This is a genomic window from Streptomyces sp. NPDC091279 (genome assembly GCF_044757465.1).
Classification (GTDB): Bacteria; Actinomycetota; Actinomycetes; order Streptomycetales; family Streptomycetaceae; genus Streptomyces.
In genome coordinates, this window is the sequence record NZ_JBIVVA010000001.1 from 392,158 (window position 1) to 416,121 (window position 23,964).

General features: G+C 70.6%; 20 protein-coding genes and 1 pseudogene. 7 read left to right on the forward strand and 14 right to left on the reverse strand.

Annotation, left to right across the window (positions count from 1 at the left end):
* From ACIQOU_RS01585 to ACIQOU_RS01600, 4 genes are all read right to left on the reverse strand, one after another.
* Entirely contained in the window at positions 1-516 is a 516-nt protein-coding gene (locus tag ACIQOU_RS01585) for a hypothetical protein (RefSeq protein WP_401532944.1), read from the reverse strand.
* A complete protein-coding gene (locus ACIQOU_RS01590; RefSeq protein WP_401532945.1) occupies positions 513-1,226 on the reverse strand; it encodes a CDP-alcohol phosphatidyltransferase family protein in 714 nt (237 codons plus the stop codon). Before ACIQOU_RS01590 ends, ACIQOU_RS01585 begins: the two co-directional genes overlap by 4 nt.
* Entirely contained in the window at positions 1,223-3,160 is a 1,938-nt protein-coding gene (gene asnB / locus ACIQOU_RS01595) for an asparagine synthase (glutamine-hydrolyzing) (RefSeq protein ID WP_401532946.1), read from the reverse strand. Before asnB ends, ACIQOU_RS01590 begins: the two co-directional genes overlap by 4 nt.
* 80 nt (positions 3,161-3,240) lie before the next feature.
* Positions 3,241-3,948, reverse strand: coding sequence for an NTP transferase domain-containing protein (locus ACIQOU_RS01600; protein WP_401532948.1), 708 nt, complete (start codon positions 3,946-3,948; stop codon positions 3,241-3,243).
* Positions 3,949-4,555: 607 nt separating this feature from the next.
* Between ACIQOU_RS01600 and ACIQOU_RS01605 the strand changes: the two genes are divergently transcribed.
* On the forward strand, positions 4,556-5,986 hold the full coding sequence (locus ACIQOU_RS01605) for an alkaline phosphatase family protein (protein ID WP_401532949.1): 1,431 nt from the start codon (positions 4,556-4,558) through the stop codon (positions 5,984-5,986).
* Positions 5,987-6,372: 386 nt separating this feature from the next.
* Positions 6,373-6,954, forward strand: coding sequence for a hypothetical protein (locus ACIQOU_RS01610; protein ID WP_401532950.1), 582 nt, complete (start codon positions 6,373-6,375; stop codon positions 6,952-6,954).
* Between the two features lie 194 nt (positions 6,955-7,148).
* Here ACIQOU_RS01610 and ACIQOU_RS01615 read toward each other — a convergent pair whose 3' ends face one another.
* Both ACIQOU_RS01615 and ACIQOU_RS01620 read right to left on the reverse strand, forming a co-directional pair.
* Positions 7,149-9,182 carry a HEAT repeat domain-containing protein gene (locus tag ACIQOU_RS01615; RefSeq protein WP_401532951.1) on the reverse strand — a complete coding sequence of 678 codons (2,034 nt, stop codon included), beginning with the start codon at positions 9,180-9,182 and terminating at the stop codon, positions 7,149-7,151.
* A 288-nt stretch (positions 9,183-9,470) separates the two neighbouring features.
* Positions 9,471-11,138 (reverse strand): acyl-CoA dehydrogenase family protein, encoded by a 1,668-nt coding sequence (locus tag ACIQOU_RS01620; protein ID WP_401532952.1) that lies wholly within the window; start codon positions 11,136-11,138, stop codon positions 9,471-9,473.
* 80 nt (positions 11,139-11,218) lie between these two features.
* On the opposite strand from ACIQOU_RS01620, the gene ACIQOU_RS01625 reads away from it, so the two are divergent.
* Positions 11,219-11,962 (forward strand): PaaX family transcriptional regulator C-terminal domain-containing protein, encoded by a 744-nt coding sequence (locus tag ACIQOU_RS01625; RefSeq protein WP_401532954.1) that lies wholly within the window; start codon positions 11,219-11,221, stop codon positions 11,960-11,962.
* A gap of 298 nt (positions 11,963-12,260) precedes the next feature.
* Here the strand turns inward: ACIQOU_RS01625 and ACIQOU_RS01630 are convergent, their stop codons facing one another.
* Together ACIQOU_RS01630 and ACIQOU_RS01635 are read right to left on the reverse strand one after the other, a co-directional pair.
* Positions 12,261-13,067 (reverse strand): pectate lyase, encoded by an 807-nt coding sequence (locus tag ACIQOU_RS01630; protein ID WP_401532956.1) that lies wholly within the window; start codon positions 13,065-13,067, stop codon positions 12,261-12,263.
* A 31-nt stretch (positions 13,068-13,098) separates the two neighbouring features.
* Complete coding sequence (locus ACIQOU_RS01635; RefSeq protein WP_401532958.1) at positions 13,099-14,076, reverse strand: polysaccharide lyase family 1 protein; 978 nt, start codon at positions 14,074-14,076, stop codon at positions 13,099-13,101.
* Between the two features lie 391 nt (positions 14,077-14,467).
* On the opposite strand from ACIQOU_RS01635, the gene ACIQOU_RS01640 reads away from it, so the two are divergent.
* The gene (locus ACIQOU_RS01640) at positions 14,468-15,784 is read left to right on the forward strand and encodes a PHB depolymerase family esterase (RefSeq protein ID WP_401532959.1); all 1,317 of its coding nucleotides are present in this window, start codon (positions 14,468-14,470) and stop codon (positions 15,782-15,784) included.
* A 64-nt stretch (positions 15,785-15,848) separates the two neighbouring features.
* On the opposite strand, the gene ACIQOU_RS01645 is transcribed toward ACIQOU_RS01640, so the two are convergent.
* A complete protein-coding gene (locus ACIQOU_RS01645) occupies positions 15,849-16,754 on the reverse strand; it encodes an NADH:flavin oxidoreductase/NADH oxidase (protein ID WP_401532960.1) in 906 nt (301 codons plus the stop codon).
* Between ACIQOU_RS01645 and ACIQOU_RS01650 the strand changes: the two are divergent.
* Positions 16,731-16,952 (forward strand): annotated as a pseudogene (locus ACIQOU_RS01650) (winged helix-turn-helix domain-containing protein); the annotation flags it as partial. The gene ACIQOU_RS01645 and the pseudogene ACIQOU_RS01650 sit on opposite strands and share 24 nt — an antisense overlap.
* Here the strand turns inward: ACIQOU_RS01650 and ACIQOU_RS01655 are convergent.
* Positions 16,875-18,260 (reverse strand): nucleobase:cation symporter-2 family protein, encoded by a 1,386-nt coding sequence (locus ACIQOU_RS01655; protein ID WP_401532963.1) that lies wholly within the window; start codon positions 18,258-18,260, stop codon positions 16,875-16,877. The pseudogene ACIQOU_RS01650 and the gene ACIQOU_RS01655 sit on opposite strands and share 78 nt — an antisense overlap.
* A 286-nt stretch (positions 18,261-18,546) precedes the next feature.
* On the opposite strand from ACIQOU_RS01655, the gene ACIQOU_RS01660 reads away from it, so the two are divergent.
* Entirely contained in the window at positions 18,547-19,008 is a 462-nt protein-coding gene (locus ACIQOU_RS01660) for a DUF6214 family protein (RefSeq protein ID WP_401532965.1), read from the forward strand.
* A gap of 27 nt (positions 19,009-19,035) precedes the next feature.
* On the opposite strand, the gene ACIQOU_RS01665 is transcribed toward ACIQOU_RS01660, so the two are convergent.
* Positions 19,036-19,689: a DUF305 domain-containing protein gene (locus tag ACIQOU_RS01665; protein ID WP_401532966.1), complete on the reverse strand. Its 654-nt coding sequence runs from the start codon at positions 19,687-19,689 to the stop codon at positions 19,036-19,038.
* Positions 19,690-19,880: 191 nt separating this feature from the next.
* Here ACIQOU_RS01665 and ACIQOU_RS01670 point away from each other — a divergent pair, with 191 nt between their 5' ends.
* On the forward strand, positions 19,881-21,383 hold the full coding sequence (locus ACIQOU_RS01670; RefSeq protein WP_401532968.1) for an LVIVD repeat-containing protein: 1,503 nt from the start codon (positions 19,881-19,883) through the stop codon (positions 21,381-21,383).
* Here ACIQOU_RS01670 and ACIQOU_RS01675 read toward each other — a convergent pair.
* The 3 genes from ACIQOU_RS01675 to ACIQOU_RS01685 all read right to left on the reverse strand — a co-directional run bounded on the left by ACIQOU_RS01675 (position 21,371) and on the right by ACIQOU_RS01685 (position 23,963).
* Complete coding sequence (locus ACIQOU_RS01675) at positions 21,371-22,084, reverse strand: TetR/AcrR family transcriptional regulator (RefSeq protein WP_401532970.1); 714 nt, start codon at positions 22,082-22,084, stop codon at positions 21,371-21,373. The genes ACIQOU_RS01670 and ACIQOU_RS01675 overlap by 13 nt on opposite strands.
* Before the next feature lie 220 nt (positions 22,085-22,304).
* Positions 22,305-22,982: a phosphatase PAP2 family protein gene (locus ACIQOU_RS01680; RefSeq protein ID WP_401532972.1), complete on the reverse strand. Its 678-nt coding sequence runs from the start codon at positions 22,980-22,982 to the stop codon at positions 22,305-22,307.
* 45 nt (positions 22,983-23,027) lie between these two features.
* Entirely contained in the window at positions 23,028-23,963 is a 936-nt protein-coding gene (locus ACIQOU_RS01685; protein WP_401532974.1) for a M56 family metallopeptidase, read from the reverse strand.
* Between the last annotated feature and the right edge of the window lies 1 nt (position 23,964).

The following is a 23,964-nucleotide window of genomic DNA, read 5'->3' on the forward strand; positions in this document are numbered from 1 at the left end:
TCAGACCCCCGAGGTGATCAGGACGGCCACCGCGCGGTTGCCGTCGTCGTGGAGGTCGACCGCCGCGTCGATCGCCCGGGCGGGATCTTCCGGGTCCAGGACCACATGCGCGATTCCGACGGAGTCCAGGACGCGGAGCAGTTCGCGGCCGATGATGTCGTGCTCGACGGCGTCGGTGTGGTCGAAACCGCGCCAACTCATCAGCACCAGTGGGTTGATGCCGTAGATCTGGGTGAGCGAGGTGAAGGAGTTCATGCTGTAGCCGAACCCGGAGTTCTGCATCAGGACGAACGGGGTCCGGCCGGCGAGCCGGGCACCGACCGCGATCCCGACGGCGGTGTCCTCACGCGGCGCCGGCACGTAGGCGAGGCCCAACTCCCGCTCGGTGTCGGGGGATTCGAGATGCCGGAACAGTCCCGTCAGGAGCGAGCAGGGCACTCCTGTGGCGAAGTCGAAGCTGTGCGCGGCGAGTTGTTCCAGGGTGCGGAGCGCGACGTCCGTCGCCACCTGGGTCATGATCCGATCCCCTGTGCGGCGTACACGAACAGGACAGCGGTCTGCGCGAAGCAGAAGACCAGGAACCCCTTGAGGAAACGCCCGCGGAGCTTGGGGACCGTGAAAGGCGCGACATTGAGGATCGCGACCGCGAATCCGGCGGCCGCGGCGCCGCCCACCGCCGCGCCCGGTGCCAGTGCCCACAGGACGAGCAGCACGATGGCGACCACCACCGGGTTGTAGAAAATGGGCATCCCCGAGAATTTACCGCCGGAGAGTCCATAGACGTTGAAATAGGCGAGCCGGGTGACGCCGGCGATGACGATCAGGGATGCCGGGATCAGCAGGAACGCATTCCAGTCACCCACCGCCATCACCAGGACGGCAGGTCCGACGCCGCTGCATATCGCGTCCGCCAGCGAGTCCAGCTGGAGTCCCAGCGGGGACATATGGGCCGGCCGGTTCTTGGTGCTGCGGGCGATCGGGCCGTCGAAGCAGTCCAGGATGACCGCGATCACGCCCATCGCGGCGGATATCTGGAGCTTGTCCTGTGCGGCGAAGTAGATGCCGAGAAGACCGCTCACGACGCCGGCGAGGGTGCAGAGATTCGCCCAGTCCGCAAGTAAGGAGAGGATGGTCGGGTTGGTCTCGCCGGCGGGGCCGGCCGGTGTGGCCGGTTCCGTCGCCTGGGGCGGTTCGGCCGGTTTGGCTTGAGTCCTCTGCTGGCTCATGCGTCCACCACGTTCTGTAGCCAGAGTTCGACGTTCATGTACATCCAGACTTTCTTTCCGTAGAAGTCGTGGTCCAGGTTCTGGGGATTCGAGAGGAACTTCTCCATGCGGCGCGGGTCGAATATTCCGCGCCGGGTCGCGGCCGGGTCGAGGAGGATCTCCTTGGCCTCGCCGAGCATGCCGGCCCGCATCCAGTCGTCGAGCGGCGTGGGGAAGCCCATTTTCTTGCGCTGGGTCAGTTCGCGGGGCAGGTAGCGTTCGGCGAGCTTCCGCAGCAGGGTCTTCGTGGTGTCCAGGCTCTCGGACGCGGCGAAGGCGGGCGTGGAGAAGGACCGGAGCTGGGACAGACGGCTGTTCCAGCTCATCTTGTACGTGACCGGCATCCGGATGAAGGTCTCGATCAGCTCCGCGTCCACGAAGGGAACGCGCCCTTCGAGGCTGGCCGCCATACCGATGGTGTCGACCTTGTCGAGAATCGCCCCGATATGCAGATGCTGGAAAGCGTGCAGCACCGAGTCGTAGGGGTTGCCCCCCTGAGTGCGGCCGAAGGACGCCTCGAACGGATACCGGGTGGCCCGGTCGCCGTCGAGAACGGCACGGGATTCGGCGGTGAAAAGTCCGTTCTTCTCCTCGAACGGCACCCAGTTGTATACGCGGTAGAAGTGTTCGAGGTGACTGCGCACATCGAGATTGGCCAGTACAGAAGTCTGACTCGGACCGCGTCCGGATACTATCCGGTCGATGGCGTCGGCGGGAAGTATTTTCCGCAGAGTGCTGATTTTCTTCCAGTCCAACGGTGAGCGCATGACGCGTCCGTAACCGCCGAACAGTTCGTCGGCGCCGTCACCGGAAAGGGCCACGGTGACGTCATGCTTCATGAGCTTGGACAGCTCAAGGACGGCGATCTCCTGCGGAATGCTCAACGGGGCGTCCCGGTGCCGGATGAGCGGTATCAGCCCCTTCCGGTAATCCTCGTGACCGACGACCAGGTGCTGATGCTCGGCGCTGACCTCTCTGGCGACGGCCTCGGCGAACCTGCCCTCGTCGTAGGCGCCGTCGCCGTACCCGACCGAGAAGGTCTTGATGGGCCGGTCGCTCATCCTGGCCATCATGGCCACGATCAGACTGGAGTCGAGCCCGCCGCTGAGGTAGGCGCCCAGGGGCACTTCGGAGACCATGCACCGGCGGATCGACTGCTCAAGGAGCTGGTCGGCGCGGTCGAGCCAGTCCGCCTCGGACGTCGAGTCGTCGATGTCCGGGACCGGAAGGCTCCAGTACTGACGGACCTTGACCTCGGAGCCTTTGACGGTGAGCACATGACCGGGCAGGACTTTCTCCAGGCCCTCGAAATAACTGACGCCCCAGACGGGCTGCCGGAAGGTCAGATAGCTCGATATCCCGTCCAGGCTGGCCACCCGGCGGAAGTCGGGATGCGCGAAGATGGACTTCATCTCCGAGCCGAACAGGAACTGTGAGCCGACCTGCGCCCAGTAGAGCGGCTTGATACCTAGGCGGTCCCGCGCGAGGGTCAGTGTTCCGGAGCGCGGATCGTGGATGGCGAAGGCGAACATTCCCACGAGTTCGTCCACGACCCGCTCGCCCCATTGCAGGTATCCCTGGAGGATGGACTCGGTGTCGCTCGTGGTACGGAACCGCCGGCCAAGCCCTTCGAGCCGCGTTCGCAGTTCACGGTAGTTGTAGATCTCGCCGTTGAAGACGAGGGCAACACCGCTGTCCTCGTCGGTCATCGGCTGGTGTCCGTGCGGAACGTCGATGACGCTCAGCCGCTGAAAGCCTAAGCCGACCGGCCCGTCGATGTGCAGGCCGCTCTCGTCGGGCCCGCGATGGACCAGGCAGTCCGTCATTGTTTTGAGAAGGTCGGTCTGTTCGAAATTTCGTCCGTCGGTCTGGAAAACACCCGCCACGCCACACATGTCGTTTTCTCCCTTTCTCGGGGTGTGGTGCTCCGTAACCGCTCTTCAGTTCTGCTGCTCAGTGCCGCCGTACGGTTCGGCTACTCGAAGCGCTGCTTCGCGACCAGGTAGTCGTCCCCGTCGTCTATCTCGGCCCACTGGTCGCTCCTGACGTCCACGAAAGAGACCGGGACGGCCGTGCTGACCTGGGCCATGACTGAGGTGAAGTAGGCGTCCGTGCCACGGCCCGCGGACATTTCCCTGGCGATGGCGTCGGCGAGCAGCTCCGCCGCCGCACGCGTCGCACTGAGAAACCCGACATAGTTGCCGTCCGCGTCGTCCGGAGCGATGTGGTTGCCCATGTCCACGCTCTTGTCGGCCTCGCGGCGCACCCGCATGGTGCCGGTCAGTCTCGATGAGAGGTCGACCAACAGGTTGATTCCGGAAATCCCGTCCCACAGATCGGCCACGGCCTGATCGGAGACGACGACGTCACCGAAGAGAACGGCACAGTCGTGGCCACGCAACAGATCGGCGTGGGTCGCGAGCGTCCAGAGGTTATTGGTGCGTTCGAAGTCCGGGTAATAATGCAGAATCGCACGGTCGCCGACTTCCTGGGCTATTTGGTCGGCTTCATGACCAACTATGACATGGACATCGGTCACACCGTTCAGGCGGAGTTGATTCAGGACTCGGGAGATCAGAGTCTCCCCGTCGATCCGGATCAGACACTTCGGCTGGCCGTCGGTTATGTCCCGGGCTCGGGTACCTCGACCGGCGCAGAGCAGGATTGCACGACGATACGTCATTAACTCTCCTCGGAGCGCAACACGTTTCGCAACGCTTCACACACCGTACTGATCAGTGACGTTCCAGTGATGCTTGATTTATTAAAGATGTGTGAGGATTGCTCATGCAATGCAAAAAGATCACCAATGTACTTCCTGTGAGTTTCCCTTTGCGGGAGCTTTGAGATTTCAGAGAGTTAGCCGTGCGTAATAAATTCTCACTCTCCGTGATGGGGGCTGGCGGGGAGGGTGGCGCCGTGGGTCGTCCGGGTCGCGTGCGGGTGCCGTGATCATGTTTATGTCCGCAAACGGGTAGTTAGCCCTCCGGATGTGCGGAGCCTGCCTGACGCACCGTCACGGCCTGTGCTCCAAGGGCGGACAACGGCCGGACAACGGCCGGGCAACGGACGTGCAACACCGGTCATGACTTGGCCAACCCCTTCCTTATCTTTGGGCACTTGTTCACCACGGGGCCCCTGCCGACTCACCCCTGCGTCGGGCAAGGATGATCACGCGGACAGGGTCTGCCGCCGGGATCGCTCACAGCTCATTGCTGGGCAGTGGCCTCCCGGAGGGGGCGCAGAAAATTCCCCGCCGCGAACTGACGCAAACCAGAGAAGGGGCAATCATGGCCGAGTTAACGCGCCGGAGACTCCTGGGTTCGGCTGCGGGCGTGCTGGGCGGCGCCGCGGCGCTGAACGTCCTCCCGCCGAGCGTCCAGAAAGCTGTCGCGGCCGGACCGGTGAAGGGTTCGCTCGACGACATCGAGCACGTCGTCCTGCTGATGCAGGAGAACCGCTCGTTCGACCACTACTTCGGCACGCTGTCCGGTGTGCGCGGCTTCGCCGACCCGGACGCGCTCACGCTCGACTCCGGCAGGTCCGTCTTCTACCAGCCGGACACCGTGAACCCGAAGGGGTACCTGCTCCCCTTCCATCTCGACACCCACACCTCCAGCGCCCAGGCCATCCCGTCCACCAGCCATGCCTGGACGGTCCAGCACGACGCCTGGAACAACGGCAAGATGGACAACTGGCTGCCCGCCCACCGCCTGGCCGACGGCGTCAACGGCCCCTATGTGATGGGCTATTACAACCGCCAGGACATCCCCTTCCAGTTCGCCCTGGCCGACGCCTTCACCATTTGCGACGCGTACCACTGCTCGGTGCTCGGCCCGACCTGGCCCAACCGGATGATGTGGATGACGGGCACCATCGACCCGGCCGGCACCCACGGCGGCCCCGTCATCAACAACGTCGTGCCCTCGACGCCGTTCAACTGGACCACCTACGCGGAGCGGCTCCAGGCGGCCGGCATCAGCTGGAAGTCGTACCACCAGGAGGACGACGCGTTCGGCTGCAACGTGCTGGTGCAGTTCAAGTCGTTCGCGGAGTCCCAGCCGGGCTCGGAGCTGTACGAGCGCGGCGTCCGCCCCCAGCCCGAGGGCACGTTCGAGGAGGACGCCCGCAACGACCGTCTCCCGGCGGTGTCCTGGATCATCCCGACGAGTCTGACGTCCGAACACCCGGACTATCTCCCGGCGGCGGGCGCGGACTTCGTCGCGTCGAAGATCGAAGCCGTCGCCTCGAACCCGAAGTTGTGGAAGAAGACCGCCTTCATCCTCAACTACGACGAGAACGACGGCCTGTTCGACCATGTCGTGCCACCGACCGCGCCCGCGGGCACGGCGAACGAGTACATCGGCGGGCTGCCGATCGGCGGCGGTTTCCGCGTCCCGTCGATCATCATCTCGCCCTGGACGGTGGGTGGTTGGGTGGCCACGGAGACCTTCGACCACACCTCGGTCCTCCAGTTCCTGGAGCGCTGGACGGGGGTGGAGGAGCCGAACATCAGCGACTGGCGCCGGGAGACCTTCGGCGACCTGACCTCCGCGTTCCGTTTCCGCTCCAGCGGTTCACGGCCGCCGAGGCTGCCCCACGACACGGCGGAGCAGCTGGAGAAGGCCAAGGAGGAGGTGGCGACGTTGCCGGCCCCCACCCTGCCCGGCGCGGACCAGACCTTCCCGAGTCAGGAGAAGGGACGCCGGCCCCAGGTGTGAGCGACGGCTGAGGGGCCGGCGGTGCTCCGGTGACGGGAGAGCGGTGCGGGGCGACCCGTCCGCGCTCCCGTCACCGGAGCATGCCCCGCTCCACCGGATACCGGTCCGTCCCGCGCGGGGCGCGGCCTCGACGACGTTCTCGATCCAGCCATTCACCGGTCCGCGCCCCCACCACCGACAGTGACCGGGTGGGTGCGGCGTCGCCCCAGGTCAGGGCGCGGATGGTAGCTCAGTGGCGTAATCGGTGCGGTTGATTTCCGGGGACGTCCACGAGACAGGGGTGCGCGTGCGACCGTCGGATCGCAGCCCGGGCCTGAGCATGCGGAAGCCTCGTTCCGTAGAGGAGGGTGGTCGGGGGAAGTCGCGCGCGTGAGGAGGATGCCTCGATGGCGTTCCGTGGTCCGAAGGTCCGGCTGTGGCGCTGGCGGCGCAATCCGCTCAGGCGGCGTTCCGACGCGGTGGAGGCGTGGGTGGTGCTCGGCGCCTGGCTGTTCACCGTCCTCGCGGGGGTGGTCGCCGGTCTCACGGCGGCCCGGACCGTCGAACACGGGCTGGCCCGCGAACGCGTCGAATGGGGGCGTGTGCAGGGGCATCTCATAGAGGAGGCGCGGGGCGCGCCCGACCAGAGGACCGGCGCGTCCGGCGATCTGGTGTGGGGCAAGGTCAGCTGGTCGGCCCCGGACGGCACCGAGCGCACCGGTCAGGTCCGGGTCGTCGAGGGCAGCCCGGCCGACACCCCGGTCGAGGTGTGGACGGACCGCCGGGGCCGTCTGGTGTCCGAGCCCGCCACCGCCTCCGAGGCCCGGCTCAGGGCGTCCCTGATCGGCTGCCTGGTGGGCCTGAGCGCGGCGGCGGTCCCTCTGGTGGGCGGACGCCTCCTGTGCGGCCGGCTGGAACGCCGCCGTCTGGACCAGTGGGACACGGCCTGGGCCCGCTTCGACCCCCGGGGCGACCGCAGAAAGGGCTGAAGAAAGCGCTGGAGAAAGGGCTGAAGAAAGCGCTGGGGAACGGCTGAAGAAAGGGCTGGTCCGCAACGCGGGGAGGTTCCCCCGGCAGGGTGAGGCTTCTCTCCGCCCCGACGATGAGGTTCCCCGGACCTCAAGACCGGACCTCAAGACCGGACCTCACGAGGGGCGCCGTCCGCCGCAGGGGACGCCCTCCGTCACTCCCGCGCACCCCGGCACATCCGGAGCAACCGCAGCAGCTGTTCGTCCGCGAAGGCGCCCTGCTCGGAGTGGCCGCCGGGCCCGGCGACGCCCGGGAACGAGGCGGTGTGGCGGCGCGGGGCGGCGAGTTCGCCGTCGACCAGGTCGTGGAGGGGCGCGCCGGCCGGGCCGAGGGCGACCAGGCAGTCGGCGATGAGGAGCCGGCAGTGCGGGTTCTCCGCCCAGGCCGCCCGCAGGACCGGCACCGCGAGCCCCTCCTCGCCGCCGACCCGCCACAGCGCACACGCCGCCGACATCCGCTCCCACAGCTCGGGGGAGTCGGCCGCGTGCCGCAGCGCGGGCAACGCCGGTCGGGCGGCGGGGCCCATCCGCGCCAGCGCCTCGGCGGCCGGGCGGCGCACCCCTGACCGCCCGTTGGCCAACTCCCGCGCCAGCACCGGCCGTACGGCGTCCGCGTCGCCCTGCACCGACCACAGCGCGTCCGCCGCCGCGACCGCGTACTCGGTGTCCAGCAGGGTACGCAGCACCGGCGCGGCCTCCGCTGCGGCCGTGCCGAACGCCCGCAGGGCCCGTATCGCCGCCGCTATGAGGGCGTCGCGCGAGCGGACCTCCTCCGGCGCGCCGAGCAGCACACGCAGCACCGCCGGGACGGCCCGCACGTCCTCCAGTGCCGTGAGCGCCGCGAGGAGCGGCAGCGCGCGGGTGCCCAACTCCGGGGAATCCAGGGGCACTCCGGCGAGCCGGCTCCGCAGCGCGGGCGCGAGCGGGGCGGCGGCACGGCCGAGCGGGGCGATCACATGGCCCAGGTCGTCCGGCACCACGGGCCCCGCCAGCACCAGCGCGAGCACCGGCACCGCCCGCGCGTCCCCCGCCCTGGCCAGCGCCTTGAGCGGATCGCCCAGGGTCGGCGCCCCGCGCTCCCAGTGCCGTACCCACAGGTCGCCGTGGGCGTCCACCAGGGCGCTCAGCTGGTCGGCGGCCGGGGCGGCCAGACCGAAGAGACCGCTCAGCACCGAGACCGCCGAGTCCCGCAACCGGCCCTCACCCTCGGCCAGTTGGGCGCCGATCAGCTCGACGGGGCGGTGGAAGTCGCCGCGCCAGCCGTGCACCAGGGCTGAGGCCATCCACACCGCGTTGCACCGGTCGGTCGGGTCGGGGCTGCTCAACTGGCCTTCCAGCAGGGCGATCCGGTCGGCCACCCGGTCCCCGAGCCCGCCGTGCAGGGTCCGCAGCAGCTGCGAGCCCTCCTCGTCCGAAGGCCGTAACTGCCGTAACCGTCCGACCAGGGTGTCCGTGGCCGCACGGGGCTGCGGCCGGGGTCCACGCGAGCGGACCCGGAGCAGTGCGACGGCCGTGGACACCAGGTCGACGGGGAGCCGTTCGGGAGCGCACCCGGCGAGCTGGCCGAGCGCGGCCAGCCGCAGTCCCGGCCCGGCCGGAGGCCCGCTCAACGCCGTCAGCAGGTCCACCGCGCGCGGGGCGTGCCCCGGGTGGCGGCGGGCGAAGAGACCGAGGCTCTCGGCGAGGGCGATCAGCACCCCGTCGTTCCGCTCCACCGAGATGCGCTGCGCCAACAGGTCCAGCACGCGCGCGGGTTGGTCGAGGAACCGGACGACGGCCCCCGGCGCCGCCTGCCGCACCGCCGGGTCGGGGTCACCGGCCAGCCGGGCGAAGGCGGCCGCCCCGGCACGGACGGCCGTGCGCGCCCTCGCGTACGTCTCCACGGGCCCCTCGCCGACCGCACCGCCCTCGACGGCCTCGCCCCCGATGCTGACCAGCAGCCCCACGACCTCGCCCCGGTCGCCCACCTCCTCGCACTGCACGAGCCTGAACAGGAACGGGAGACAGGCCAACGTCGAGTCGTACACGTCCCCTTGGTGATGCACCGCGCCGTACATCCCGTCGAGCGCGACCTCCCGCGCGGCGGAATCCGCGGAGGCGAGCCCCCTCAGCAGCGCGGGTACGTCCTCCGCGCTGCCGTACGCATGCCGCATCGAGGCCCAGTCGACCTCGTCGATGCCCGTGAACACGTTGCCCTCCCCGCACGGAAATGCCAGCTGAACGTGAGTCTGCACCACGCCACTGACAACCAAGCGGAATCGGCATGTGACTTTGCGCGATCGTGCCGCACGTCGACCGTCGAACGCCGCCTCGGCACCCGGGAGCGGGGAGGCCGACCCGTTCCGGTGGGGCGAGAACCCGCCAACTTCCCGCAGCGCACGGGGCGTGACCGACGGCCCGATCCACGCCGGGCCGCCCGCCCGCTCACCTTCCGCTCAACGGCGCCCCGGTCGCCCCACCGCCGCCCGGGGCGCCCCTCACCGCTCGACTCCCCACCCCCGTTCCAGGATCGACCCCAGCGCCGCCCCCTCCGGCAGGGTGCCGAAAGAGTGGCCCCAGTCGCCGTCGAGGCGGCTCGCGCAGAACGCGTCGGCGATCGCGGGCGGGGCGTGGCGGACCAGGAGGGAGGCCTGAAGGGTGAGGGCCATGTGTTCCACCAGGCGCCGCGCACCGGTCTCCGAGGCGGTGGTGAGGAGGGTCTCCAGGCGGGTCACGGCCGCGTCGAGGCGGCTGTCCGCGCCCCTGGACAGGGCGAGTTCGTCGAAGAGGGCCTGTGCCGTACCCGGGTCGCGGCGCAACGCCCGCAGCACGTCGAGGGCGTTGACGTTCCCCGAGCCCTCCCAGATCGACAGCAGCGGGGCCTCCCGGTAGTGGCGGGGCATGCCCGACTCCTCGACATAGCCGTTGCCGCCCAGGCATTCGAGGGCCTCCGCCGTGAAGGCCGGTCCCCGTTTGGTGACCCAGTACTTGCCGACGGCGGTCGCGATCCGCCGGAACGCCGCCTCGCCCGCGTCACCGCGCACCGCCCGGTCGGCCGCACCGGCCAGCCGCAGGGTGAGCGTCGTGGCGGCCTCCGACTCCAGCGCGAGATCGGCCAGCACGTTCCGCATCAACGGCTGATCGAATAGCCGTGCCCCGAACGCGGTGCGGTACCGGGCGTGATGCCCCGCCTCGACCAGCGACCTGCGCATCAGCGTCGCCGACGCCATCACACAGTCGAGACGCGTGCAGTTGACCATCTCGATGATGGTCTTCACGCCCCGCCCCTCGGGCCCCACCCGCCACGCCACGGTCCGGTCGAACTCCGGTTCCGAGGACGCGTTGGAACGGTTGCCCAGCTTGTCCTTGAGGCGCTGGATGCGGAACGTGTTGCGGGTGCCGTCGGGCAGCACGCGCGGGACCAGGAAGCAGGACAGCCCGTCCGGGGCCTGCGCCAGCACCAGGAACACATCGCACATCGGGGCCGACGTGAACCACTTGTGGCCGCGCAGCGTGTACACACCCGGCTCGGCGGTCGGCGTCGCCACCGTGGTGTTCGTCCGGACGTCGGAACCGCCCTGCTTCTCGGTCATCCCCATGCCCGCGAGCAGCCCCCGCTTCTCCGTGGGCACGGTGAGGCCGGGCTCGTACACCCGGCTGGTCAGCAGCGGTTCGTACACCTTCGCGAGGTCCGGCTGCGCGCGCAGCGCGGGCACGGCGGCGTACGTCATCGACGTCGGACACCCGTGCCCCGCGTCCGTGTGCCCCCACACCAACCCGCCCGCCGTACGGGCGACATGGGCGCCGGGCCGTTCGTCCGCCCAGGCCGAGCCGGCCAGTCCCGCGCCGACCGCGACGTCCATCAGCCGGTGCCAGCTGGGGTGGAAGTCGACCTCGTCGACACGGTTGCCGTACCGGTCGTGCGTGCGCAGCACGGGCGCGTGGACGTTGGCCAGCTCGCCCCACCCCTGCGCCTCGACACCGCCCGCCCGCCGCCCGAGCCCGCGCACCTCCGCCTCGGCCCACCCGGCGCCCTCCCGCCGCAGCCCCTCCAGCAGGGCCGCGTCCTCGGACGCGTCGTAGGGGGCCAGCGGCGGCGGCTGATTGGTGACCGCGTGGGTGGCGCCGGGGGCGGGGGAGTGCGGAGACGTCGGGTGCGAGGCCATACCTTCATGTTGCACCCACGCTACGATTGCAGCAATAGTGCAACATGAGGGTGAGCGCGAAGCCCGTAAGGTACGTGTCCATGCGGATCAACGTCACTGAGCAGCCCGGCGCGACCGGTCTGCGCCCGCTGTCCGCGCGGTCCGTCGTGCTGAGCCTGCTGCTCGGCGCGCATCCGCCGGAGCTGGCGGTGAAGGACCTGGTCCGCGCGGTGACCGCGTTCGGGGTCGGCGCCTCCACGCTCAGGGCCGCGCTCAGCCGGATGGTGGCCGCCGGAGACCTGGTCCGCACCGATGCCGTCTACCGGCTCAGCGACCGGCTGCTCGCCCGCCAGCACCGCCAGGACGAGTCCGTGCGGCCCCGTACACGCGCGTGGAACGGCGACTGGGAGATGGTGGTGATCACCGCCACCGGTCGCGGAGCCGCCGAACGCGCCGAGCTGCGCGCCCGGTTGGCCGCCCTGCGCCTGGCCGAACTCCGGGAGGGCGTGTGGCTGCGCCCCGCCAACCTGAGCCGCCCGCTCCCGGCCGAGCTGGCCCGGGTCGCCCAGAGCTGCACCGCCCGCCCCGACACCCCGGGCCCCGAACTCGCCGCCCTCCTCTGGCCGTTGGACGCCTGGTCGGCGCACGCCCACGCCCTGCTGGCCCGGGTGGCCGAGGTGCGGCGCCCGGCCGACGGCCTCACCGTCTTCGCGGCGGTCGTACGCCACCTGCTCGCCGACCCCGTCCTGCCCCCCGAACTCCTCCCCGCCGACTGGCCCGCCCCCGCCCTGCGCACCGCGTACGCCGACTACCGCACCGGGATCGCGGTCGCGATCGGCCTCTGAGGCCACCCCCTGCGAACGGCCGGGCGCCCGACCGGAACGCTCGCCCGCGCGCGCGGCGAAGCCGTCGCGGAAGGGCTGCCACGCGTGCGTGGACGCGGAACGGCCGCCACGCGTGAGACGCGGAACGGCCGCCACGCGTGAGACGCGGAACGGCCGCCACGCGTGCGTGGGCGACAGCGCCCCGCCTCACACCTCCTGTCCCCGGACACGCCGAAACCCCCTGTCCCCGAACACGCCGGCGGCCGTACGGCACACCGCCCTCGCGGCGCCCCGTACGGCCGAGTTCACCCCGGACGCGCTACTTGTAGGTGATGTCCGACGTCGCGTACTTGCAGTATGTCGAGTCCGGGCCGGAGCCGTTCGTGGGCGGCTCCGCCCCCGTGTTGTTCCCGATGTACTTCTGGCACGGGACGATCTTCTTGCCGGAGTCGCCCACGATGGTGATCTTCTTCAGGGTCGCGCTGTCGCCGTAGTTGGTGTTGATGCCGGCGATCCGGCCGCCCTTGTAGGTCGCCTCGATGCCGGTCAGGTTGATCGTGCGCTTGTACTGCGTCGAGCAGTTGCCGCAGGAGCGCACGAAGGTGCCGAACGTCTGCGCCGCGAAGTTGGAGATGTTCAGGGTGCCCGCCCCGTTGAACTGGAACACCTTGTCGCTGGCCTCCTTCGCGCCGCCGCCGGAGACGGTGTACACGTTCGAGGAGGAGGAGCCGCGGAAGGTGGCCGCGTCCTCGCCGACGTCCTCCCACCAGACGTTCTGCAAGGTGCAGCTGCCCGCGCAGTGGATGCCGTCGGCGCCGGGCGAGCCGATGATGACGTTCTTGACGGTGGCCCCGGCCGCGAGGTTCAGGATCGGGTCCTGGTCCTCGTTCTGGCCACCGGTGCCGAGGTCGCCGCTGCCGTACAGGCGCAGCATCCCGTAGTCCTTGGTGCCGGAGATGTTGATCGAGGCGGTGACCGCCTGGTTGCCGCTCGCGGACGGCCAGGTGGCGGCTGCCGCCGGGGTCAGCGCCCCGTTCGTCATGATCATGCCAATAGTGAGTCCGGCGGCGGCGAGTGCGCCGGTGAGCGCGCGCCGCCTGGCCCGCCGGGGTGCTGGGGAGGTCATGTGCGGGTACCTGCTTCCGAGTGGGGGTCGGTCAGAGCTTTCCGGCGCCGGCGTCGGACGTCACCGAGGCGACGACCGTCGACGCGGGTTCCGCGGTGTAGCTGTAGGGAGCCTTGGTGAACGTCCCGACCTGCGAGACCTCGGTCGCGGCCCCGCCGAGGTCGTTGCCGCTGAGGTTCACGTAACCGTCCACGTCGCTGTCCCGGATGGTGGTGACGGCGATCTTGGTCGAGCGGAACACGTTGTTCTCGACGAGCATCTGCGCGCCCATCCGCGAGTGCACGGCCGTGTCGGCGCCGACGACGTAGTTGTCGTAGAAGTGCCCGGTGCCGAACCGCAGGCTGGGGATGCGGGAGTTGACGTTGTTGAACCAGTTGTGGTGGTAGGTCACCCTCAAGTGCCCGGTGTCCTCGGACGAGTTGTCGTCGCTGTGGCCGACGAGCGAACCCTTGTAGTGGTCCTTGAAGGTGTTCCAGGACACCGTCACGTAGTCCGAGGCGTGTGTGATGTCGAGCAGGCCGTCGTAGTAGTCCTTGCCGTGATCCAGGTCGGACGAGAAGGAGTTGTGGTCGATCCACACCTTCGTCGAGGCCTGGACGGTGATCCCGTCGGACGGCGCGACCGGCTTGCTGATGTTCAGGTTGCGGACGACGACGTTGGTCACGTTCTTCAGCCGCAGTCCGCCGCCGGTGAAGCCGGAGGACGGACCGACGCCCAGGACCGTGGTGTTGGAGCCGATGTCGACCTGACCGCTCAGCGAGATCAGGCCGTTGACCTTCACCACCTTCGTGGCGCTGCCGGTGACGGCGGTCTTGAAGGCGTCCAGCGTCGAGACGGTGACGGCCGTCGCGCTGCCGCCGCCGGTGGTCCCGGCGGCGTAGCCGACGAGCGGGGAGTCGGCCGCGCCCGCGGACTGGGGGAGCGAGACCACGGCGACGGTGGCCAACGCAGCCGCGGCGGCGACCAGGGCGGCGCGGCGGGTGGGGGCCTGGGGGAGGCGAGTACGCATGCGGGGTGCGTCCCTTCGGAAGCTTTTGGTCGAGTATGTGAACGACGAGCTTCATGTTGAACCCATTACGGAGGCATGGTGACGATTCGGGCCGGATTCGCGTCCTCGCGGTCACCCTGCTGAACGGAACGTAGGGGGCAAGCGCTTTCTGGTCAACGCCTCGCGCAGGACACATTCGGCCAGTCCTGGTCGGAGCCGCGGGGTGGCCGGAAGCGCGTGTGGGAGCGCTTCCATGCCGGTCGTGTCCATGCCACCATGCCGACGAGCGCGCGCCGTTCCGAAGCCTTCCCGAAGCCGTTCCGCACCCGTCCCGCACCCGTTCCGGAACCGTCTCAGCACCGTCGTCGCACCCCTCCGTGCCCGTACCTCCCGTCGAGAAAGGGGCAAGGACGTGACCACGCCCGCCACCACGAGGAGACCACCGCGTTCGCCGCTCGTGGCACTCCTCGCCGCCCTGCTGTCGTTCCTCGCGGCCGGGCTGCTCGCCGCGCCGCAGGCCACCGCCCGCACCGAGGCCGCCGCCGTACCGGCCGCGACCCTCACCGAGGTCACCGACTTCGGCAGCAACCCCAGTGACCTTCAGATGTACCTGTACGTGCCGGCCACCGTCAGCGTTCACCCGGCGGTCGTCGTCGCCGTGCACTACTGCACCGGTTCGGGCCCCGCGATGTACTCCGGCACCGAGTTCGCCACCCTCGCCGACGCCTACGGATTCGTGGTCGTCTACCCGTCGGTCACGCGTGCCAGCAAGTGCTTCGACGTCTCCTCACCCGCGGCCCTGCGGCGCGGCGGCGGCAGCGACCCGGTCGGCATCAAGTCCATGGTCGACTGGACCGTGGCCCGGTACGCGGCCGATCCGACGAAGATCTTCGCGACCGGCATCTCCTCGGGCGCGATGATGACGAACGTGCTGCTCGGCGACTACCCCGACGTGTTCGCGGCCGGCGCCGCCTTCTCCGGCGTCCCGTTCGGCTGCTTCGCCACCACCGACGGCTCCGAGTGGAACAGCGCGTGCGCGGGCGGCACCGTCACCCGCACCGCGCAGGAGTGGGGCGACCTGGCGCGCGGCGCCTACCCCGGCTACAGCGGACCCCGCCCCCGCATGCAGCTGTGGCACGGCACCGCCGACGAGACCCTGCGCTACCCCAACTTCGGCGAGGAGGTGAAGCAGTGGACGAACGTCCTCGGCACCGGCCAGACCCCCGCCGCCACCGACTCGCCCGCCGCAGGCTGGACGCGCACCCGCTACGGCGCCACCGGTGACCGGGCCCCCGTGGAGGCGATCAGCCTCCAGGGCGTCGGCCACGACCTCTACGCCTGGGGCATGGCCGCCCGCGCGCTCACCTTCTTCGGCCTGGACGCCGGCGGCACGGTGCCCAGGCCCCCGGCAGGCCCCTGCCGGGTGACCGTCTCGACCAGCGCCTGGAGCACCGGTCTGACCGCCTCCGTCACCCTCACCAACACCGGCACGACAGCCCTCGACGGCTGGCAGCTCGCCTTCACCCTGCCCTCCGGACAGACCGTCACCAACGGCTGGAGCGCCACCTTCGCCCCGGCCTCCGGCGCGGTGACCGCGACGAACGTCTCCTATAACGCCGCCCTCGCCCCGAACGCGAGCGTCTCCTTCGGCTACCAGGCCACCCACACCGGCAACAGCGCCGCACCCGGCGCCTTCACCCTCAACGGCACCGCCTGCACGACGAGTTGACGCCGAACGACCGCGCCCGTCCGCCGTGCAGGGGGGCGGCCGGACGCGGTCGAGGCGGGGAGGCTCAGGCGGAACGGTGGTACGGGGCCGGGCGGTGCACCTCGCCGCCCGGCTCGCGCGCCGCACGCTGCGCCCAGTACGGGTCGCGCAGCAGCTCACGGCCCAGCAGAACGGCGTCGGCCTCGCCGTTCAGCAGGATCTTCGCCGCCTGCGCGGGCTCGGTGAGCAGGCCGACGGCGGCCACCGGCATCGGCGTCTCGGCCCGCACCCGCGCCGCGAACGGCGCCTGGAAGCCGGGCTCGACGGGGATGCGGGCGGCGGGGACGTTGCCGCCGGTCGACATGTCGAGCAGGTCGACGCCGTGGGCGTGCAGATCGGCGGCGAGCCGGACGGTGTCGTCCGCGCTCCAGCCGCCGTCGGCCGGCCACTCGGTCGCCGGTATCCGGAAGAACAGCGGCTTGTCCTGCGGCCGCACCTCCCGTACGGTGTCGACGACTTCGAGGGCGAACCGGGTGCGGTTGTCGTGATCGCCGCCGTAGGCGTCGGTGCGGTGGTTGGAGTACGGCGACAGGAACTCGTTGATGAGGTAGCCGTGGGCGCCGTGCACCTCCACGACCTCGAACCCGGCCGCCAGCGCCCGCCGCGCCGCGTCCGCGAACTGCCGCACGATCAAACGGATCTGATCGACCGTCAACTCATCCGGAACCGCGAGCCCCTCGGCGAACGGGAGCGGGCTCGGCGCCACCGGCCGCCGGCCCCCGGCGTCCGGTGCCAGCGGCGCGCCGCCCTTCCAGGGCTGGTCGGTGGAGGCCTTGCGCCCGCCGTGGCCGAGCTGGACGCCGGGCACGGTCCCCTGCGCGACCAGGAAACGGTTGATCCGCCGGAACGCCTCGACCTGGGTGTCGTTCCGCAGGCCCAGGTCCTGCGGGGAGATCCGGCCCTCGACGGTGGCGAGTTGGCCTGTTCGCACTTCGACCTGCCGGTCACCAGGTCCACGAGCACGCAGCACTTCCGGGTGCTGCGCGAGTCCGGGGTGGTCCGGCAGGTCTACCGGGGCACGGCCAAGATGACCGCCCTGCGCCGAGCCGCCCTAGACGACCTGTTCCCGGGGCTCCTCGACGCTCTTCTGGACGCCGCCGACCGGCAGGCCGTCCGTCTCGGCGGCTGAACTCCCCTTGCCGGGAAGGTGGTTGAAGAGAAGATTCAGGGCGATCGCGGTCAGGCAGCCCGCGCTGATGCCGCTGTCCATCACCGTCTGGAACCAGTCGGGGAACTTCTCGTACACCGTCGGCACCCCGACCGGCAGCATGCCGACGGCCACCGACACGGCGACCACGGTCAGATTGTCGTTGCCCTTGAAGTCGACCCGCGCGAGCGTGCGCAGGCCGCTGGCCGTGACCGACCCGAACATCACCAGGCCCGCGCCGCCGAGCACCGGCGCCGGTATCGCCGCGACCACCGCGCCCAGCTTGGGCAGCAGACCGAGCACCACCAGCATCGCGCCGGCCGCCGCCACCACCCAGCGGCTGCGCACCCGGGTCATCCCGACGAGGCCGACGTTCTGCGCGTAGGCCGTGTACGGGAAGGTGTTGAAGACGCCGCCCAGCACGGTCGACAGGCCGTCGGCCCGCAGCCCGTCCGACAGCGAGCGCGGGTCCACCTTGCGCCCGGTCATCTCGCCCACCGCGATCAGGTCACCGGTCGTCTCCGTCATCGTCACCAGCGCCACGACCAGCATCGAGATGATCGCCGACGCCTGGAAGGTGGGCGCCCCGAAGTGGAACGGCGTGCTGATGCCCAGCCAGCCCGCGTCCCCGACCCCGCTGAAGTCGGTGAACCCGAGGGGGATCGCCACCGCGAGGCCCACCGCGATGCCGATCAGGACGGCGATCCGGCTGAGGAACGCCGGCGCGAACCGCTGCACGGCGAGGACCACGGCCAGCACGAACGCGGCCAGCGCGAGGTTCTTGGGCTCCCCGAAGTCCTTCGCGCCGGAGCCGCCCGCGGCCCAGTTGCCCGCGACCGGCAGCAGCGAGATGCCGATGATCAGGATGACCGTGCCCGTGACCAGCGGCGGGAAGAACCGCAGCAGCCGGCCGAAGACCGGCGCGAGCAGCATGATCGCGAGCCCGGCGACGATCACCGCCCCGTAGATCGCGGGCAGTCCGCCGCCCGTCGTGCCGATCAGCACCATCGGGGACACCGCCGCGAACGTGCAGCCCTGCATGATCGGCAGCCGGACCCCGAACCGCCAGAACCCGACGCACTGGATCAGCGTCGCGATGCCGCACACCAGCAGGTCGGCGGTGATGAGGTACGCCAGATCGGCCGGCGACAGCTTCATCGCCCCGCCCACGATCAGCGGAACGGCGACGGCGCCCGCGTACATCGCGAGCACGTGTTGCAGCCCGAAGGCGGCCAGCCGGCCCGCGGGTGGCACCTCGTCGACGGGATGCGCGGGGGTGGCTGTGGTCATGGGTACTCCTGGGCGGCGGCGGGGGATGGCATCCGAACAGCACCAGACGGTAGGCCCGTTAAACAGTTTGTTGATTACTGTCATGTTGCCAGTGCGTGTCATACCGGCCAGAGAGTGGCTGAATCTGGTAGGCCGCCGTTCGGCCCGCCCCGCTCGGCCGGCGGGGTGCAGGCGGCATGGGGTGCGCGTGTCCGGTTCGGATCGAGTGTGATCGTGCAGTTACGTTGCGTAAGTGCTAGAAGCATCCTTTCTTAATCTTTCTGATCGTTGCCCGGCGGACTGCACGGTGTCCGTGTGGCCCGCGTGGGAAGTGCGGGAGGGCGAGAACGTCACGTCGTGGTTCACCGTCCGGCTGGCGTTCGCCGACGGCGCCCGCGTCGACGCCCTGGCCGTGGTGGGCGCCGCCGGTCTGTCCGTCGAGGACGTGCGGGCCCAGCCGGCGCTCTGTCTGGACGACCTCGTGGTGCTCGCCGACTGGCTGGAGGCCCCGCTCCACGAGGCGTGCGGCCTCGGTGCCGACCCCGGCGGCGACGGCGCCGCCGGGTCCCGCCGAGCGCGTCCGCCCTGGCCGGGCGGTGCCGAGGGGCGCCGGCAGGTCGCCCAGGAGTACCGGGCGGCCCAGCGGGAGGGCGCCGACCCGGTCCTCGCCGTCATGGACGCCACGGGCCACAGCCGCCGCACGTCCCTGCGGCTGATCTCGGGGGCGCGGGACGCCGGATTCCTGACGCCCCGTCATGTGAAGCGCTGAGCACCGGAGTCGGGGTGGCGGCGACCGTCAGAGCATCTCCCGCATACGGGTGATCTCGCTGGTCTGCTGGGCGATCGTGTCGTCGGCCATCTCCTCGATCCGGATGTTGTTGCCCTGCCCCTTCACGTCCGTCGCCATGGTGAGCGCGCCCTCGTGGTGGGTGATCATCAGGGTCAGGAAGAGCTGATCGAACGCCGTGCCGTGCGCCGCGCGCAACGTCTTCAGCTGGGCGTCGGTGGCCATCCCGGGCATCGAGGCGTGGTCGTGCCCGGTGCCCTGCTCGCTCTTGCCGTTCGTTTTCAGCCAGCCCCGCATGGCGGTGATCTCCGGCCCCTGGGACGCGGCGATCCGCTCGGCGAGCCCGATGACCTTCGTCGACTCGGCCCGGTCCGCGACGAGTCCGGTCATGTCCAGGGCCTGGGAGTGGTGCTGGATCATCATGCGGGCGTAGGCGACGTCCGCCGCGTTGGGGGAGTCGTCCTCGGAGCGCTGGGCCGCCGCGTCCGCCGCGGAGAGGGTCCGGTTCGCCTCGCCCGGAGCCCCCGGCACGATCACCGAAGGCCCGCTCGACGCGGGCGGCGTGGCGTCGGTGTCGGCCTCGCAACCGGTGAGCCCGAGCAGGACCGGCGCGGTCAGCGCGAGGGTGGCGAGAAATGCGCGGGGGGCTCGGCGCAACGGCACAACTACCTCCGGTGGCAGGCGGATTGAGGTCACCGCGTGGCTGTGGATGACTTTCCTAGCACGCCCTTGTTCATGGGTGATCGAAAAGCTTCATTACGGCTTCATTGCGCACTGTTGATCTGAGCATGATGAAGACGATACTTCGGGGGTGCGCGAACCGTTCCGACGTGAACGGAACCAGGGAGGAAGCAGTGATCCTGTTCAAAGATTCCCGAACGCGGCGCAGACGCGCGGGAGTTGCCGCGGTGGCCGCCGGTCTCATGGCCGCGCTGCTGACCGCCGTCCCGGCAGCCGCCACCCCCGACCCCGGGGACGCCCCGGCGACCGAGAAGGAGGTGTCGAAGAGCGTCCGTGCCCAGGCCGCCGAGGCCATCGCCGCCGGTGAGATACCCGGCAAGGACGAGATCGTCCACTCGGCCAACATCGAGCACCTCGCGAACATCCCCAAGGACGCCCTGCCCGGCACCAATTCGGACCTCGCCTTCCAGGGCAGGTACGCCTTCGCCGGCAACTACGACGGCTTCCGCGTCTTCGACATCAGCAACCCGAAGGCCCCCAGGACCGTCGCCCAGGTGCTCTGTCCTGGCTCGCAGAACGACATCTCGGTCTCCGGCGACCTGCTGTTCCTGTCGACCGACTCCTCGCGCAGCGACAGCAGTTGCAACAGCACCACCCAGCCCGCGACCGAGAAGTCGTCGTGGGAGGGGATGAAGGTCTTCGACATCAGCGACAAGAGCAACCCGCGCTATGTCGCCGCCGTCGAGACCGCCTGCGGCTCCCACACCCACTCGCTGGTGCCGGAGCGCAAGAACGTCTACATCTACGTCTCCTCGTACTCGCCCAGCGCGTCCTACCCGGACTGCCAGCCGCCGCACGACGGCATCTCCGTCATCAAGGTGCCGCGCGCCCACCCCGAGAAGTCGGCGGTCGTCGGCTTCCCGGTGCTCTTCCCCGGTGAGGGCGAGGACGGCGGCGGCAACCCCGGCGCGCCCACCAACCCGGGCGTCTCCAAGACCACGGGCTGCCACGACATCACGGTGCTGCCCGACGAGGACCTGGCGGCCGGCGCCTGCATGGGGGACGGCATCCTGTTCTCCCTCAAGGACCCGGAGCACCCGAAGGTCATCGACCAGGTCCAGGACAACGTGAACTTCGCGTTCTGGCACTCGGCGACCTTCAACCAGACCGCCAAGAAGGTCGTGTTCACCGATGAGCTGGGCGGCGGTGGCGCGGCCACCTGCAACGCGGCCACCGGCCCGAACCGGGGCGCCGACGGCATCTACGACATCGTCGGCAAGGGCGACCAGCGCAAGCTCGTCTTCCGCAGCTACTACAAGATGCCCCGCTACCAGGCCGACACCGAGAACTGCGTCGCCCACAACGGCTCGCTCATCCCGGTCAAGGGCAAGGACCTCATGGTCCAGGCCTGGTACCAAGGCGGCGTCTCCGTCTGGGACTTCACCGACTCGGCCAAGCCCCGGGAGATCGCCTACTTCGAGCGCGGCCCGCTGAGCACCGAGACCCTGGTGGGCGGCGGTTCCTGGTCGGCGTACTACTACAACGGCTACATCTACTCGAACGACATGGCCAAGGGCTTCGACGTGCTCAAGCTCAGCGACCGCCGCACGGACCCGGCCGCGCGCGTGCGCCTGGGCGAGCTGAACGTGCAGACGCAGCCGGACTACTTCGACTGACCCGCGCCATCGGGCCGTTCGGTCCCCCCGGGCCGAGCGGTCACCGGGTCGCCGGTCGCGAAGTACCGTGACAGATCCGCCCCTTGACTCCCGTCGGACGCCTCATCCGCGTCCGGCGGGATTCCCATGTCCCACTCCAGGCCGTAGCGCGCGAACAGTTCGGCGCGCAGGGTGGTGATCGGCATCGGGACGTTCGGCAGCACCATGGCGTAGACCGAGCCCATCAGCAGGGAGCGCAGCATCGGGTAGTCGGTGTCGGCGTGCGCGGAGCCGTGCCGGGTCACCGCGTCCCGCAACAGCTCGGCCAGGCGCTGCTGTTCGGGGCACTGCACGAACCCCTCCGCCTGGAGCAGCCCCGCCATGTGCTGGCGCATCAGGACCGGCCGGTCGCGGGCCAGGCCCAGAATGGCGTCGATGGCCCGCGCCATCCGCTCCCGCCCGTCCGAGGTGCGCGGTGCGCGCTCGACGGCCTCCTCCAGCGTGCGGTGCATCAGCCGGTGCACCGCCGACTGCACCAACTGCCGTTTGCCCGGGAAGTAGTAGGAGACCAGACCGCGTGCGGAACCGGCCCGGTCGGCGATGTCGGCGAGGGTCGTCGCGTCGTACCCGCGCTCCGCGACCACCTCGACGGCCGCCATCAGAAGCCGTTCCCGGGAACGTCTCCGTAACTCTTCATTGACCGAGGCGCTGCGCGGGGACATGCTGGAACTCCTGCGTTGACTGGTTGCCAGCCAACTATACTCAGCGCATCCGGACCGGGCCCCCTGCGGCCTGGTCAGGAGCCGTCCGTCTGGGGCGACACGGGGGATCGTCTCAGGCGGGCGGTGCCGTTCTGCCCGGCGGCGTACGCGAGCCGCTCCGAGGGCGCGTCGTGAACGGGCGTGCGGCGCACCGTCGTTGTGGAGCTGACGGTCGGTCAGGTCAGGCGGCCGGGTGCAGACGTCGGTGCACCGCCACCGCGCAGGCCACCGTCAGCGCGCCGAGGAGCCAGCCGCCGACCACGTCGGAGGGCCAGTGCACGCCCAGCCACACCCGGGTCAGGCCGACGCCCGCCACCGAGACCACCGCGACCGCCAGCGCCGCGCGCCACCTGGCCGGGGTGGTGCCGTGCCGGTGCAGGAGCCACAGGAGGAGACCGCAGACGACCGTCGCCGTCATCGCGTGCCCCGACGGATAGGCCGCGAACCGCGCCGTGTCGACCGGGTCGGGCCAGACCGGACGAGGGCGGCCCACGGCGGCCTTGAGACCCTGTTGCAGTCCGGTGCCCAGCGCGCACGTGACGGCCAGCCACACCGCCGTCCAGCGGTCCGACCGCCGCACCACCAGCCACACCACGACCACCGCGCACAGCAGCCGCATCGTCCACGGGTCCCACACCCAGTCGGTGAGAATCCGCGCGACGCCGGTGAGGCCCGGGTCGGCCACGGCCCAGCGGTGGGTGGTGCCGGCGAGGTCCGCGTCGAGGTCCATCAACGGCCGCCACCGGACGGCGACCAGCGCGAGCAGCAGCGCGGAGACGGCGGCCAGCGCGATCGCCGCCCGCGTGGCGGGCAGGTGGGCCGGCGGGCGGGGCGGGGAGTCGACGAGGTGGGGGTGCATACCTCGATCCTCGCCGACCAGGTGGCCGGGAGGCGAACAGGCCGGTCAGCCCAGCGCCCGCAGGCCCGGCACGAACGCCACCAGGACCGGCACCACCGGGACCAGCGTCGCCGTCGCCGTCAGGCCCAGGCGGCGGGTCGGGGGGAGGCGGTCGGCCGGGGTGAGCAGCCGGTGGACGCGCTGCGGGACGTACGCCTGGGCGGCGGGGGAGGGGCCGAACACCCCACGGTCCTCGTTGAGTTCGACCAGCGCGAGGGCGGTGGTGAGGCGGCCGTGGCGGCGCGAGGCCATGTCGTCGGCGGCGAGTTCGACCAGCCGGTGCATCTCGTCCCGGAACGCCGCGAACACCGGCACCTGCGGGAACCCGCCCGCCAGCGCCGACGAACAGTGCAGCAGCCAGTCGTGCCGGGCCTGCGCGTGCCCCCGCTCGTGCGCCAGAACGGCGTCCAGCTGCCGCCCCTTGAGGCGGCGCAACGCGGCGGTGGTGACGACCAGCCCGGGCGCCGCGCCCGACAGCCACCACGCGTCGGGACGCTCGCCCTCCAGCACCACCAGCCGGCCGTGCGCCGGTTCCTCGCCGGGCAACAGCGGGGCGCGCAGCTGGAGTTCGGCCCGGCGACGCAGCCGGCCGGTGCGGGCCCGCAGCACCTCGCGCAGCAGCATGGCCACGCTCCAGACGCCGGCACCGGCGAGCGTCAGCGCCGTCGCCGCCGCCCACGGTCCCGTCGTTCCGAGCGGGTAGGCCTCCAGCACGCCGTGCGGGGCCGTCGCGAACACATGGCCGCGCACCGCCTGCCAGGCCGCCGCCGCACTCAGCGTCATCGACAGCGTGCAGCACAGCAGGACCGCCGCCACCGCGCACTGCCACACCCACAGGGCGACCACCGGTTCACGGTCGGGCCAGCGGGCGAGCGCGAGCAGCCGTGGCGCGACGACGGCGGTCAGGGCGCCGAGCAGCAACAGTGCTGCGGGGACCATCATG

Excerpts from the sequence above, each read along its gene's own strand:
- ACIQOU_RS01590 (WP_401532945.1), bottom strand. The coding sequence starts at position 1,226 with ATGAGCCAGCAGAGGACTCAAGCCAAACCGGCCGAACCGCCCCAGGCG.
- ACIQOU_RS01620 (WP_401532952.1), bottom strand. The coding sequence starts at position 11,138 with ATGGCCTCGCACCCGACGTCTCCGCACTCCCCCGCCCCCGGCGCCACC.
- ACIQOU_RS01610 (WP_401532950.1), top strand. The coding sequence starts at position 6,373 with ATGGCGTTCCGTGGTCCGAAGGTCCGGCTGTGGCGCTGGCGGCGCAAT.
- ACIQOU_RS01635 (WP_401532958.1), bottom strand. The coding sequence starts at position 14,076 with ATGCGTACTCGCCTCCCCCAGGCCCCCACCCGCCGCGCCGCCCTGGTC.
- ACIQOU_RS01675 (WP_401532970.1), bottom strand. The coding sequence starts at position 22,084 with ATGTCCCCGCGCAGCGCCTCGGTCAATGAAGAGTTACGGAGACGTTCC.
- ACIQOU_RS01600 (WP_401532948.1), bottom strand. The coding sequence starts at position 3,948 with ATGACGTATCGTCGTGCAATCCTGCTCTGCGCCGGTCGAGGTACCCGA.
- ACIQOU_RS01585 (WP_401532944.1), bottom strand. The coding sequence starts at position 516 with ATGACCCAGGTGGCGACGGACGTCGCGCTCCGCACCCTGGAACAACTC.
- ACIQOU_RS01685 (WP_401532974.1), bottom strand. The coding sequence starts at position 23,963 with ATGATGGTCCCCGCAGCACTGTTGCTGCTCGGCGCCCTGACCGCCGTC.
- ACIQOU_RS01630 (WP_401532956.1), bottom strand. The coding sequence starts at position 13,067 with ATGACCTCCCCAGCACCCCGGCGGGCCAGGCGGCGCGCGCTCACCGGC.
- ACIQOU_RS01655 (WP_401532963.1), bottom strand. The coding sequence starts at position 18,260 with ATGACCACAGCCACCCCCGCGCATCCCGTCGACGAGGTGCCACCCGCG.
- ACIQOU_RS01625 (WP_401532954.1), top strand. The coding sequence starts at position 11,219 with ATGCGGATCAACGTCACTGAGCAGCCCGGCGCGACCGGTCTGCGCCCG.
- ACIQOU_RS01680 (WP_401532972.1), bottom strand. The coding sequence starts at position 22,982 with ATGCACCCCCACCTCGTCGACTCCCCGCCCCGCCCGCCGGCCCACCTG.
- ACIQOU_RS01605 (WP_401532949.1), top strand. The coding sequence starts at position 4,556 with ATGGCCGAGTTAACGCGCCGGAGACTCCTGGGTTCGGCTGCGGGCGTG.
- asnB (WP_401532946.1), bottom strand. The coding sequence starts at position 3,160 with ATGTGTGGCGTGGCGGGTGTTTTCCAGACCGACGGACGAAATTTCGAA.